Below are 12,545 nucleotides of genomic sequence, written 5' to 3'. Positions count from 1 at the left end.
GCCGATCAGCCGAGGTTTTCCTTGAGCAACGCACGGTGCTCGACGGCGGCAGTTGAGTGGAGTGCGCGGCCGGCGTCCGTCAATTCCAGGAACAGGGAGCGGCGGTCGTCAACGCAGGTTTGGCGCGAGACCAGGCCCGCTTTTTCGAGCCTGTCCACCACCTTGGAGACGGCGCTCTGCGTCATGGGGGTGCGCTCTCCCAGTGCCTTCATCCGGCATGCCGATTCTTCGCTTTCAGCCACGAGATCCAGGATTTCGAACTCGTTAAGGCCAATGTCGAACTTGGCTTCCAGCGCGCGGTCGATAGCTCCCGCGGTTCGGAAGTAGGAGTTCTGGATGCTGCGCCACTGCTCAACCAGTTGACGGTCACGCGTCGTTGCCATGTGCCGATTCTAGTTCATTACGCGATTTGAATCCACGTCATAAAATTCTGCGTCATCCAATGACATGTCATCGTAGTCCTTGTCATTGAATGACACGTCATATAGATTGAGGCGCATGACATCACCCACCACCCTCAAAACTTCCGCCGAGCCACCCTTGGTCTCAGCCGTCCATTGGACCCGGGCGCAGTGGCTGCTGCTGATGGTTGTCTGCACCGTCTTGGCCCTCGACGGGCTGGACGTTTCCATGGTTGGCGTTGCCCTGCCGTCCATTGGACAGGAACTCAATCTCGGAACCGATTCCCTGCAGTGGATCGTTTCCGCCTACGTCCTGGGCTACGGGAGCCTGTTGCTCCTTGGCGGCCGGCTCGCGGACCTGTTGGGCCGCCGTCGCATCTTCCTTATTGCTTTGACCGTTTTCGCCGCGGCGTCGCTCCTGGGCGGACTGGTGGACGACCCCGCCATCCTGATCGCCACCCGGTTCATCAAGGGACTTGCGGCCGCCTTCACTGCGCCCACCGGTTTCTCCATCATCACCACCAACTTCGCGGAGGGACGCGAGCGCAACAAGGCGCTGTCCATCTTCACGACGTTCGGTGCCAGCGGCTTCTCGTTGGGCTTGGTGGTGGGTGGCCTCATGACCAGCCTCAGCTGGCGCTGGACGTTCCTGGTTTCGGTGCCGATCGCGGTGGTGGTTGTCCTCCTGGGCATGAAGTTCATCCCCAAGGACAAGCCCTCCGTTGAGGACAGCGGGCACGACGTTTGGGGCGCTGTCACCCTCGCACTGGGCATGCTTGGCCTCGTTTACACCCTGGTTTCAGCACCGGAACAGGGCTGGGGATCTGTGGCAACAATCGCCGGATTCGCAGTTTCCGTTGCCGTGCTGGCCGCCTTCGCGGTGATCGAGAACAAGGTCAAGCACCCGCTGATCCGCTTCAGCATCCTTAAAGAAGGCTGGGTGGCACGGGCCAACCTCAGCGCGGTGGGGTTGTTCGGGTCTTACCTGAGCTTCCAGTTCATCGTCACCATGTACCTGCAGGCGGTGCTCGGCTGGACGCCGCTGGGCATGGCGTTGGCCTTGCTGCCCGCCGGGCTCTTGGTTGCGACCAGCGCGCCGTTCGCGGACAAGCTCATCGAAAAGTTCGGCGCCACCCAACTCATCCTCACCGGACTCACAGCCCTGGGATTGGGCTACGTCCTGTTCCTCCGCGTCGGCACCACGCCCAATTACGTGCTGGATATCTTGCCGTCGGTGGTCCTGCTGGGAGTCGGGTTTGCGCTGGCCTTCCCGTCCATCAACGTACAAGCGACCGCCGGGATCAAGGATTCAGAACAGGGACTGGCGGCCGGCCTGATCCAGACCAGCACACAAGTTGGAGCCGCACTGGTTCTGGCAGTCACCACAGCGTTGGTCAGCGGCCACGGCCAAGCCGCCGGAACCGTCAGCGCCCAAGCCATGCTGGAACAGTACCGGCCGGGACTGATCCTTAGTGCCGCCGTCGCCATCGCCGCCCTGCTGGTGGCAGCGGCTCCCTCCCGGCGCCGCATCCGCGCCTGAGCCCCGGGTTTCTGGACAGATAAAGCCCTGATGCATCCGTCATCAGGGCTTTATCTGTCCACAATCTGCTCTGTACACCTCCGCTAAATGGAGGTCTCATGGGATCTATGAGGAATTACCTCACGGAGTACAGGCACGAGCTGCAGCGCACCTTCACGGGAACGTCGGGCACGCCTCCGGAGTGGGTGCCGCGGCTCGCAGACGGGAACGACGCCGGATATCACCTCCCGGGGTCGGCCGTCTGGGCGGTGCACGGCCACGTGGCCACCATCGTGGCGGGCATCCGCGTCCTGCTGATGCAGGCCCTCCATCCCGGCGCGCTCGCTGGCGTCTATGAACACTCCGGCTTCCAGAAGGACCCCTTGGGGCGCCTCGCGAACACCGTGCGGTGGATCTTCACGGTAACGTACGGCTCCACGGAGGCCGCTGAAGCCGCGACCGCCCGGGTCCGGAAGATCCATGAGCGTGTCCGGGGAACCTACCGTGACGGACAGGGCGTGGAGCGCGAATACGCCGCCAACGATCCCGAACTCCTCCGCTGGGTCCACGTCACCTACGCGGACTCCTTCCTCACTGCCAACCGGATCTGGGGCAGGGCCATCCCGGGCGGCCCCGATGCCTACGTCCGCGAATGGGCAGCGGCAGGACGGCTCATGGGAGTTCTGGACCCGCCACTCACCGAGGCCCAGGTCCGTGACGAACTGGAGCAGTGGTACGCCTCGGGGATACTCCGGGCCGATGAGCGGCTTGCCGAGACGGTGTCCTTCATCCGCTATCCTCCCCTGAGCCCACTCCTCAAGCCCGGTTACCGCATACTGTTCGCGGCCGCCGTCGCAAGCCTTGAGCCCAAGTACCGGGACTTGCTCGGCCTCCGGCCCGCCAGGCTTGGCCCCGTGCCCTTGCCGGCCATCCTGGCGGCGCGTGGCGTGTTGGGGATGGTCCGATTCGCCCTGGGCTCCCACGGTCCCAGCGAGCAAGCAGCGCTGCGCAGGCTGCAAAGGCTGGGCTATGCGGAGGCCTGAAGTGCCTTTCGCCGAGGGGCTGGCTTTCAACCCTTCGCTCTTCGCCGAGGGGTCAGATCTCAACCCTTTGAGCCTCCCATAAAGGCGAAAGCCAACCCCTCGGCGGGGACCCACGTGGTGGGGACTTCGCCGAGGGGCTGGCTTTCAACCTTTTGGTGCGTGCTTAGTGCCGAGAGGTCACCCCTCGGCGCACAAACTAGATCAGGTGATCCGACAGGTGGTTCGGTGTGCCGAAGCGGTGGGCCGTGATGGAAACGGCCTGCTCGCGGAGGAACGGCAGCATCTCGATCCGGCCTGCCTGGGTCACAGCACCGTGGTAAACAGCCACATCCGGACGGCCGCCCATCGCTGCGCTCAGCGCTGCGAAATCGCCACCGATCAGGCGGATCCGGCCGGCGTCGAAGTTGGCCGCACGGCCCAGCCACGCGGCGTCGTCCTCGATCCGGACGCTGACGCCCAGGTTCGCAAACACGGTCACAACGGCATCAGGAAGTACGACGGCGGAGCTCACCTTGAGGGCCGAGCCCGCCACTGCTCCGGCTGCTGCCACGCGCAGCAGGTCAGCGAGCCGCTCACCTTCGGAGAGGCGGATGGTGACCGGGAGGGAGCGGTAGCGGAAGACGTTGCGCTCTGCGGAGAGGGCGGAGACGTCCTTGCGGGTGCCGAACTCGGATTCCCAGGCTGCGGCGTCGCTGAAGAGCGACTGCTGCAGGGTCTGGAGTTCTTCAGCGGTAACGTCGGCGGACTTTGCAGCAGCGAGGAGCTGAGCGGCTGCGCCCTGGAGCACCGTGCCGCGCTTGGCCTTGGCTTCGGCGGGGAGCCAGCTGCCCAAGCCGATCAGGTAGTTCGGTCCACCGGCTTTGGTTCCGGCACCGACTGCCGACTTCTTCCATCCACCGAACGGCTGGCGCTGCACGATTGCACCGGTGATGCCGCGGTTGACGTACAGGTTTCCGGCCTGGATGGTGTCCAGCCAGACGCCCATTTCAGCGGAGTCCAGGGAGTGCAAGCCGGCGGTGAGGCCGTACTCAATCTCGTTCTGGATGGCGATGGCTTCCTCCAGGGTCTCTGCGGTCATGACACCCAGGACCGGGCCGAAGAACTCGGTCAGGTGGAAGTAGGAGCCACGCTTGACGCCGGAGCGGATGCCCGGGGACCACAAACGGCCGGTTTCGTCGAGGCGCTCGGGCTTGATGGCCCAGGTTTCGCCGTCGCCCAGGGTGGTGAGGGCATTGAGGAGTTTGCCGTTGGCCGGTTCGATGATCGGCCCCATCTGCGTGGTGGCGTCCTCCGGGTAGCCCACGGTCAGGGAGCGTGCGGCGTCGATCAGCTGGTTGTGGAAGCGGGCGCTCTTGGCGACCGAGCCCACCAGGATCACCAGCGATGCGGCGGAGCACTTCTGGCCCGCGTGACCGAACGCCGAGTACACAACGTCCTTGGCAGCGAGGTCCAGGTCAGCGCTCGGGGTGACGATAATGGCGTTCTTTCCGGAGGTCTCCGCGAGCAGCGGCAGGTCCTGGCGGAAGGAGCGGAACAGCTCGGCGGTTTCGTAGCCACCAGTGAGGATCACGCGGTCAACGCTGGGGTGCGAGACCAACTGGGTGCCAAGCTCGCGCTCTTCGAGCTGCACGAGTGCCAGCACTTCGCGAGGCACGCCGGCTTCCCAGAGGGCATCCACCATGACGGAACCGGAGCGGCGGGCCTGCTTTGCAGGCTTGATCACGACGGCGGAGCCTGAGGCGAGCGCTGCGAGCGTCGAGCCTGCGGGGATCGCCACCGGGAAGTTCCACGGCGGGGTCACCACGGTGAGGTTGGCTGGGACGAACGTGGCGCCGTCGACCGTTTCCAGGTCCTTGGCACGCTCGGCGTAATAGTGCGCGAAGTCGATTGCTTCGCTGACCTCGGGGTCGCCTTGGTCGATGGTCTTCCCGGTCTCCGACGCCATGACTTCCAGGAGTTCAGCGCGGCGGGCTTCAAGGATGTCGCCGGCGCGGTGCAGGATCGCTGCACGCTCCGCGGCGGGACGGGCGCCCCATGCCTTGCCGTGTTCCACGGCGGTAGCGATGATGCGGTCCATCTCGGCTGCGTCGGAGACCTTGGTGGACTCCACGATCTTGTTGCCTGCGGTGGAACCGGGGATGCGCTTGAGGATGTCGCGCCCCCAGGCACGGTTGGCCGGGAGGGCAGGGTCGGTGTCAGGCGTGTTGCTGAAGCCCTCGAGCGGGGCAGGCTCAGCCGGGAGGCGGCGGTCCTGCTTGCGGTTAGGGCCGGGAACTTCGTCCGTCATTCCGGCGAGGGAGTCCAGGAAGCGCTGCTGCTCGCGCTTGAACAGGGCTTCATTTTCGCTCAGTTCGAAAACGGCCGACATGAAGTTTTCCTGGCTGGCGCCTTCTTCGAGGCGGCGGATCAAGTAGGCGATGGCGACGTCGAACTCGCCCGGGTGGACCACCGGCGTGTAGAGCAGGAGGCTGCCGACGTCCTTGCGGACTGCGGTGGCCTGGCCGGTCGCCATGCCCAGGAGCATCTCGAATTCGATGGCTTTCGGTCCCTGCTGGGCAATTCCGCGCTGCTTGGCCAGCAGCCAGGCGAAGGCGACGTCGAACAGGTTGTGGCCTGCGACGCCGATGCGGACCGCGTCAATGCGCTCCGGAGTGAGGGCGTAGTTGATGACGTTCTTGTAGCTGGTGTCCGAGTCCTGCTTGGTGCCCCACGTGGCCAGCGGCCAGTCATGAAGGGAAGCTTCAACCTGCTCCATGGGAAGGTTGGCGCCCTTGACCACACGAACCTTGATGGGGGCGCCTCCCTGGGCGCGGCGTGCGGTGGCCCACTCCTGCAGTTCCTGCATGGCACCGAGGGCGTCGGGGAGGTAGGCCTGGAGGACGATGCCGGCTTCCAGGTTCTTGAACTCCGGCATGTCCAGGATGCGCTTGAACACCGCGATGGTCATGCTGAGATCCTTGTATTCCTCCATGTCCAGGTTGATGAACTTGGGCTTGGGGAAGGACGCGGCAAGGCGGTACAGCGGGGTGAGCTTCTCCACCACGTGGTCGACGGCTTCGTCGAAGGCCCACGGGGAGTGCGGTGCCACGGTGGAGGACTCCTTGATGGAAACGTAGTCCACGTCATCGCGGGCAAGGAGTTTCAGAGTGCCTTCCAGGCGACGCTGCGCTTCGTGCTCGCCCAGGACGGCTTCGCCGAGGAGGTTCACATTCAGGTGCACACCGTCCCGGCGGATCTTGGCGATGGCCGGGCCGAGCTTGGCGTCAGTGGCGTCCACGATCAGGTGGCCCACCATTTCGCGGAGCACGCGGCGGGCGATCGGGATAACTACCTGCGGGACGATCGGAGCCATGACGCCACCTACGCGGACCGCGCTGCGCATGTACCACGGGAGGAATTTGGGCACCTTGGGTGCCAACTCTGCGAGTTTACGGCCGGCGACCGACAGGTCCTCGGGGCGGATGACGCCGTCGACGAATCCAACCGTGAAGTCCAGACCGTTGGGGTCTTTCAAAACGCCGGCGAGGCGCTGGGCGGAGACATCCACGGGGATCTTGCCGGCTTCTGTGAGCCAGTGGCGGACCAAGGCGATGGCTTCCTGCGCCAAAGCATCGAACTGTCCGGAATCCTGGCTGCTCGGGGCGGTGGCATCCGGGATGGTGCTGGTCATGGGGGCTCCTTCTGGGACGGAGAAGTTTGTTTGTTTCCATCAGTATGGATCTACAATCACGTTAGGAAAAGCGATCTTTTCTGACGAATATTGATTACCCATCCCGATCTTTTGGAGGCCCCCGTGCTGGACGTCCGCAGGCTGCGTTTGCTGCACGAGTTGAAGATCCGCGGGACCCTCGCGGAGGTGGCCGATGCCATGCAGTACAGCCCATCTTCGGTGTCCCAACAGTTGACTCTCCTGGAGAAGGAAGCCGGCGTGGAATTGCTGCGCAAAGCGGGGCGTCGCGTGCAGCTGACGCCCCAGGCAGAGATCCTCGTGGCACACACGGCGGCGCTGCTGGAAACGCTGGAGCGTGCGGAAACCGAGCTCGCCGCCTCGCTTTCCATGGTCACGGGAACGGTTCGCTTGGCCGTCTTCCAGTCCGCGGCCCTGGCCCTGCTGCCGGATTTCCTCACCATCATGCGGCACGAGTATCCCGAGGTGCGCGTGGAAATGACCCAACGCGAGCCCGAGACTGCCCTCTACGAAACATGGGCGCGGGACTTCGACCTTGTGGTGGCCGAGCAATACCCCGGCCACGCTGCTCCGCACCACAGCGGGTTGGACCGCGTCACCCTCACCAGCGACGCCATCCGCCTGGCCACTCCCCCGGTGGGACTCGGCGGCGAAACGGTATCGACGCTCGCGGACACCGCGTTGATGCCGTGGGTCATGGAACCCCGTGGCGCAGCCTCAAGGCACTGGGCAGAGCAAGCCTGCCGGTCCGCGGGCTTCGAACCCGACGTCAGATACGAAACGGCCGATCTCCAAGCGCAGATCCGGCTCATTGAATCCGGGAATGCCGTGGCACTCATGCCGGACCTTGTGTGGACCGGGCGCTCGCGTACCGTTCAACTGCTGGATCTCCCGGCCCTGCCAAAGCGCACCGTGTTCACCTCCACCAGGACAGCAGGCCGCATCCACCCCGCAACCGCGGCCTGCCGCGAAGTGTTGGAAAGGGTGGCAGCGGCGCAACAACAAGACGCCGAGCAGCACGCGGACGCGGGCTGAGGCCGCGGACGCGGACTAGCTTCAGGAAACGCAAAAGGCCCCAGTCCAAGGACTGGGGCCAACCGCGGAGAATGGGGGATTTGAACCCCCGAGGGCGTTAACCCAACACGCGTTCCAGGCGTGCGCCATAGGCCGCTAGGCGAATTCTCCTTGCTTCCGATTCGAAAGCAGATACTACTGTACCTGAGAATTTCGGCAACGTGTAATCGGGCCGAATGACCACCCCTGGAAGGCCTCGGAAACACTTCCGTTAACGGAAAAATGGACGCCCCCAACGCGCCCATTCTTGCGGTACATCGTTGAGCTGCCGGGTCCGGCCCCTCGCTCCCAGGCCCCGCAGCTCACAATCTTGAGATTGCCCCAATCGGTGTACATACCCATAGTCCGCTGTGATACCGGCTTTTGCAATGGTTGAGACCTGTTTGTAGCCGAAGTTTATTGACAGGATGTTCCCATGACGCAGCTCCACGCCTTGGTCGTTTACGTTCCTGAGACGCATATCGAAGAAGTCCTCCTGGCCATTGGCGACGCCGGCGCCGGGCGGATCGGCAACTACTCCCACTGCGCCTTTACGTCGCCAGGTACTGGCCGCTTCACGCCCCTGCCCGGAGCGCGACCCTCCGTAGGTGAGGTGGGGATTGAGGAGCAGGTGCCGGAAACCCGGGTCGAGTGCGTGGTGGAGGAGGACATGCTCGACGGCGTGGTGCAGGCCCTGCGGGCCGCCCACCCTTACGAGGAACCGGCTTTCATGACGTGGCCGGTGAATGGGTGGCGGTGATTCACGCAACCCAGCCACCCGCCGTCGAGCCTTATCCACAGGCCTTCAGGCCGATTCGAACCCCAACCCAAGTTCGGGTAAGCTTGTCGACGGCCCCTCATGTGGCGTCATCCTGTTGAACTCCCCCAGGACCGGAAGGTAGCAAGGGTAGATGGGCTCTGGCGGGTGCATGAGGGGTCACTTATTTAAATGTCAGTCTCTATAGGTAGGTTTCACTTGTGACTGTTACAACTGCCCTGTATCGAAGGTATCGCCCGGACTCTTTCGCGGACGTTATCGGGCAGGAACACGTCACGGAGCCGCTGATGACGGCGCTCCGCAAGAACCGCGTGAACCACGCCTACCTCTTCTCCGGCCCCCGCGGCTGCGGCAAAACCACTTCTGCCCGCATCCTTGCCCGCTGCCTGAACTGCGCCGAGGGACCCACCGACACCCCTTGCGGCAAGTGCCCCAGCTGCATCGAACTTGCACGTGGTGGTTCCGGCTCCCTGGACGTCATCGAGATCGACGCCGCCAGCCACGGTGGCGTTGACGACGCGCGGGATCTCCGCGAACGCGCAACCTTCGCCCCGGTCCGCGACCGCTACAAGATTTTCATCATTGACGAGGCCCACATGGTCACGTCGGCCGGCTTCAACGCGCTTCTGAAGATCGTCGAAGAGCCGCCGGAACATATCAAGTTCATCTTCGCCACCACGGAGCCGGACAAAGTCATCGGGACCATCCGCTCCCGCACGCACCACTACCCCTTCCGGCTGGTGCCACCCGAGCCCCTGATGCAGTACCTCGAGCTGCTCTGCCAACAGGAGAACGTGCCGGTGGCTCCCGGCGTGCTTTCGCTGGTCATCCGCGCCGGTGGCGGCTCGGTCCGCGACACCCTGTCGGTGCTGGATCAGCTCATGGCTGGCGCCGGACCGAATGGCCTGGACTATGAACTCGCTGTGGCCCTGCTCGGCTACACACACGCTTCCTTGCTGGACGACATCGTGGATGCCGTTGCAGCCTCCGACGCCGCGGTGGTCTTCAAGGCCGTGGATCGCGTTATCCAGACCGGGCACGATCCCCGGCGATTCGTTGAAGACCTGCTGGAACGTTTCCGCGACCTGATCATCGTCCAGGCCATGCCCGAGAGCGCCCAGGCCATTCTTCGTGGCATGCCGGCGGACCAGATCGCCCGCATGCGCAACCAGGCAACCAACCTCGGCGCGGCCGAGCTCTCCCGCGCGGCGGACGTCACCAACACCGCCCTCACCGAGATGACGGGCGCCACCTCGCCCCGGCTGCACCTTGAACTGCTGTGCGCCCGAATCCTGCTGCCAAGCGCTGAGCAGACCGAGCGAGGCATCGCTGCCCGCATCGACCGCGTGGAACGTCGCCTGAATTACGCGGGCGACGGCGGCGCGCCGGCCGTTGCTGCCGGCCCGCCTGCTACGGCGGCTGCTGCGCCTGTTGCACAGCCGACGCCGGCCCCCGCCTCTGCGCCCGCGGCACCGGTTGCCGTTGAGCCCGCACCTTCCGTGCCGGCACCCTATGCATCGGCACCTGCTGCGCCGGCTGCTTCGCCGCGGACGCCTGCTTCGGCACCTGCCGCTCCCGCGCCGGCCGCTGACGCCGGGTCGCGCGACGCCATCACAGCACCACGAGTGTCCACCAGCGACTGGCCTGTTGAGGACCGCCAGGCTTCCGGTCGTGCTCCGCAGGCTGCTGCACCTCAGGCTGCCCCCGCCCCGGCTGATCGCGTCCAGGCCCCCACCTCGCAGCCCAGTCCTGTTCAAGCGCCGGCGCCAGAACCGTCGGCGGCACCACCAGTTCAAGCTCCACCGCGGGCAGCCCCAGCGCAAGTGGCGCCCCAAGCTCCGCAGCCCGCTACCGCGGGAGGACCTGCTGGTTCTGGAGGAAGCGGAGATGTGGAGGCTCTGCGTCGCGCATGGCCCGACGTCTTGCAAACCCTGACCAAGATCAAGCGCAGCACGTGGGCGCTGGTGGAGCCTAACGCCCAGGTTGCCCAGTTCGACGGCCAGGTCCTGACTCTGGCATTCACAACGGGCGGCCTTGCGGGCGCGTTCGGCCGCGCAGACCACGCCGAGAACCTTCGCCAGGCGATCCACAAGACCCTTGGCATCGACTGCCAGATCGTGGCAGTCGCTGGCGGCAACAGCTCAGCGAGCTCTGAGCCAAACCCAAAAGCGCCTACTAGCCGGGAATCTCCGGCTGCTGCAGCACCAGCGGGCGCCCTGGCGTCGGCGCGTGCTGAATCCCCCGAGGCAGCAGCCGCAAACGTCACGTCGTCGCCTGCGGAAACAGCCTCGGTGCCGGCACCGGTGTCAGCTGTCGACTCCGCGTGGGGTCTAGCACCTGCTGCCGCACCAACAGCATCTGTTCCGGCAGCAGCATCCGTGCCAGCGAGGGCCACCCCTGCCCAGGCAGAACCCACAGCACCGGCACCCACAGTCCCAACGCCGGCTGCCCACATTCCGGAACCGGCTGTTTCAACGCAAGCACCGACCACGCCGACCCCCGAGCCCTCCGGCGACTACTCGTACCCTGACGACGATTGGGGTCCGCCGCTCGACGAGGACGCTCCGCCCCTGGACGAAGAGCCACCTGCGGATTGGGAGCCCCCGTCGGGTTATGGCCAACCGAGTACTGCACCCGCGGCGCCTGCAACTGCGGCACCGGCACCCAGTGTCCCCGCTTCCCCTTCGAGTGCCTCGGCGCCGTCAGCGGCCACCACGTCGGCCCCAGCAAGCAGCGCAACTACGGCTGCATCTTCGCCATCAGCGGGCACCGCCAAGCCCACAGCATCGTCCGACGACCCGTGGTCCAGGGCCGTCGAGCAAACGCCCGGTACTTGGGTCGTGGGCACAGAGTCCAACGTGGGCAAGAAACCCGCCGAAGCGGCCGAAGAAACCCCAACGGCGCCGGACGCTCCCGACTACGAGCCGGCCGCAGCCCAAGTTCCGGAAGCAACCACCGGCACCTACGGCCACCCGACCAACGCGGAACAGAACCCAAGTTCAAGCTGGGACGTCGCACCGGCGTCGAGCTGGCCCGCAACACAATCGATGCCCGAGCCCGTCAGCAGCGGCGCCCCCGCAGGAAGCAGCAACGCCGCCGCGCCGACCTGGCCCTCCTTGGCGACCCAACCAGAGGAAGCGCATGGTTCGGTCGCGACGCTGGAGGAGGCCGCGCCGTCGGGCAATCCGAATGGCCGCCAGAGCCTGTACCAGCGGTTGACCAACAGCCCCGAAGCCCAGGCTGGCCGTGTCCAAGCGCCGGTAAGGACCCCGGTGAAGCCGGACTCCGTGCCGGAGGACATCCCCAGCCCGGAGGACGAGACCATCGAGGAATCGAGGGTCTTTGGGCGGGCAGCTGTGGAGCGTATTCTGGGCGGAAAGCTGATCGAAGAGCGCGCCTTGGACGGTTCTCCCCTGCACAACCGCTGATTCCAGCATTGATTTCAACCAAATGAGGACATTGTGTACGAAGGTGCAGTTCAGGAGCTGATTGACGAGCTCGGCCGGCTTCCCGGTGTGGGCCCCAAGTCAGCGCAGCGCCTGGCATTTCACATCCTGGAGGCTGATCCAGAGGACATGAAGCGCCTGGTTACGGCCATCACCACGGTCAAGGAACGCGTGAAGTTCTGCTCCGTGTGCTTCAACGTGACCGAGCAGGAAAAGTGCAACATCTGCCGCGACCAGCGCCGAGACCCGTCGGTCATCTGTGTGGTTGAGGAGTCCAAGGACGTCCTGGCTGTGGAACGCACCCGGTCCTTCCGCGGCCGCTATCACGTGCTGGGTGGGGCCATCAACCCCATTGCGGGCATCGGTCCTGAGCAGTTGCGGATCCGGGAACTCCTCACACGCCTCAATGATGGCGCCATCCAGGAGATCATCATCGCCACCGACCCCAACCTTGAGGGCGAAGCGACTGCAACGTATTTAGCCCGCATGCTCAAGTCGATCGGAATCACGGTGACACGACTCGCGTCGGGCCTGCCGGTGGGTGGAGACCTGGAGTACGCCGACGAAGTTACCCTCGGCAGGGCCTTCGAGGGCAGACGCAACGCCTTGTTGTAGTC

The 12,545-nt window shown here is 65.0% G+C and carries 8 protein-coding genes, 1 tRNA gene and 1 other RNA gene; 7 read left to right on the top strand and 3 right to left on the bottom strand.

Annotation, left to right across the window (positions count from 1 at the left end; genetic code table 11):
* Positions 1 to 5: 5 nt before the first annotated feature.
* Positions 6 to 383 (bottom strand): MarR family winged helix-turn-helix transcriptional regulator, encoded by a 378-nt coding sequence (locus ABQM86_RS03985; RefSeq protein WP_172324606.1) that lies wholly within the window; start codon positions 381 to 383, stop codon positions 6 to 8.
* 115 nt (positions 384 to 498) lie between these two features.
* On the opposite strand from ABQM86_RS03985, the gene ABQM86_RS03980 reads away from it, so the two are divergent.
* Entirely contained in the window at positions 499 to 1,941 is a 1,443-nt protein-coding gene (locus tag ABQM86_RS03980; protein ID WP_207596189.1) for an MFS transporter, read from the top strand.
* A 98-nt stretch (positions 1,942 to 2,039) separates the two neighbouring features.
* Positions 2,040 to 2,963 (top strand): oxygenase MpaB family protein, encoded by a 924-nt coding sequence (locus ABQM86_RS03975; RefSeq protein WP_207596188.1) that lies wholly within the window; start codon positions 2,040 to 2,042, stop codon positions 2,961 to 2,963.
* 196 nt (positions 2,964 to 3,159) lie between these two features.
* Here ABQM86_RS03975 and ABQM86_RS03970 read toward each other — a convergent pair whose 3' ends face one another.
* On the bottom strand, positions 3,160 to 6,633 hold the full coding sequence (locus ABQM86_RS03970) for a bifunctional proline dehydrogenase/L-glutamate gamma-semialdehyde dehydrogenase (RefSeq protein ID WP_369745982.1): 3,474 nt from the start codon (positions 6,631 to 6,633) through the stop codon (positions 3,160 to 3,162).
* A gap of 123 nt (positions 6,634 to 6,756) precedes the next feature.
* Here ABQM86_RS03970 and ABQM86_RS03965 point away from each other — a divergent pair, with 123 nt between their 5' ends.
* Positions 6,757 to 7,686: a LysR family transcriptional regulator gene (locus ABQM86_RS03965; RefSeq protein ID WP_207596186.1), complete on the top strand. Its 930-nt coding sequence runs from the start codon at positions 6,757 to 6,759 to the stop codon at positions 7,684 to 7,686.
* Positions 7,687 to 7,751: 65 nt separating this feature from the next.
* On the opposite strand, the gene ABQM86_RS03960 is transcribed toward ABQM86_RS03965, so the two are convergent.
* Positions 7,752 to 7,836, bottom strand: a tRNA-Ser gene (locus ABQM86_RS03960).
* A 304-nt stretch (positions 7,837 to 8,140) separates the two neighbouring features.
* On the opposite strand from ABQM86_RS03960, the gene ABQM86_RS03955 reads away from it, so the two are divergent.
* The 4 genes from ABQM86_RS03955 (at position 8,141) to recR (ending at position 12,543) form a co-directional block, all read left to right on the top strand.
* Positions 8,141 to 8,464: a hypothetical protein gene (locus tag ABQM86_RS03955; RefSeq protein ID WP_207596185.1), complete on the top strand. Its 324-nt coding sequence runs from the start codon at positions 8,141 to 8,143 to the stop codon at positions 8,462 to 8,464.
* A gap of 88 nt (positions 8,465 to 8,552) precedes the next feature.
* Positions 8,553 to 8,649, top strand: an RNA gene (gene ffs, locus ABQM86_RS03950) — signal recognition particle sRNA small type.
* A gap of 33 nt (positions 8,650 to 8,682) precedes the next feature.
* A complete protein-coding gene (locus ABQM86_RS03945) occupies positions 8,683 to 11,910 on the top strand; it encodes a DNA polymerase III subunit gamma and tau (RefSeq protein WP_369745981.1) in 3,228 nt (1,075 codons plus the stop codon).
* A gap of 33 nt (positions 11,911 to 11,943) precedes the next feature.
* Positions 11,944 to 12,543, top strand: coding sequence for a recombination mediator RecR (gene recR, locus ABQM86_RS03940; RefSeq protein WP_089593619.1), 600 nt, complete (start codon positions 11,944 to 11,946; stop codon positions 12,541 to 12,543).
* Positions 12,544 to 12,545 lie beyond the last annotated feature (2 nt).

Source organism: Paenarthrobacter sp. AMU7, assembly GCF_041200195.1.
Classification (GTDB): Bacteria; Actinomycetota; Actinomycetes; order Actinomycetales; family Micrococcaceae; genus Arthrobacter.
This window is presented reverse-complemented; position numbering and strand designations above follow the sequence as displayed.

What these genes read in the sequence shown, in the direction of transcription:
- ABQM86_RS03970 (WP_369745982.1), bottom strand. Translation starts at nt 6,633, where the DNA reads ATGACCAGCACCATCCCGGATGCCACCGCCCCGAGCAGCCAGGATTCC.
- ABQM86_RS03955 (WP_207596185.1), top strand. Translation starts at nt 8,141, where the DNA reads ATGACGCAGCTCCACGCCTTGGTCGTTTACGTTCCTGAGACGCATATC.
- ABQM86_RS03975 (WP_207596188.1), top strand. Translation starts at nt 2,040, where the DNA reads ATGGGATCTATGAGGAATTACCTCACGGAGTACAGGCACGAGCTGCAG.
- ABQM86_RS03980 (WP_207596189.1), top strand. Translation starts at nt 499, where the DNA reads ATGACATCACCCACCACCCTCAAAACTTCCGCCGAGCCACCCTTGGTC.
- ABQM86_RS03985 (WP_172324606.1), bottom strand. Translation starts at nt 383, where the DNA reads ATGGCAACGACGCGTGACCGTCAACTGGTTGAGCAGTGGCGCAGCATC.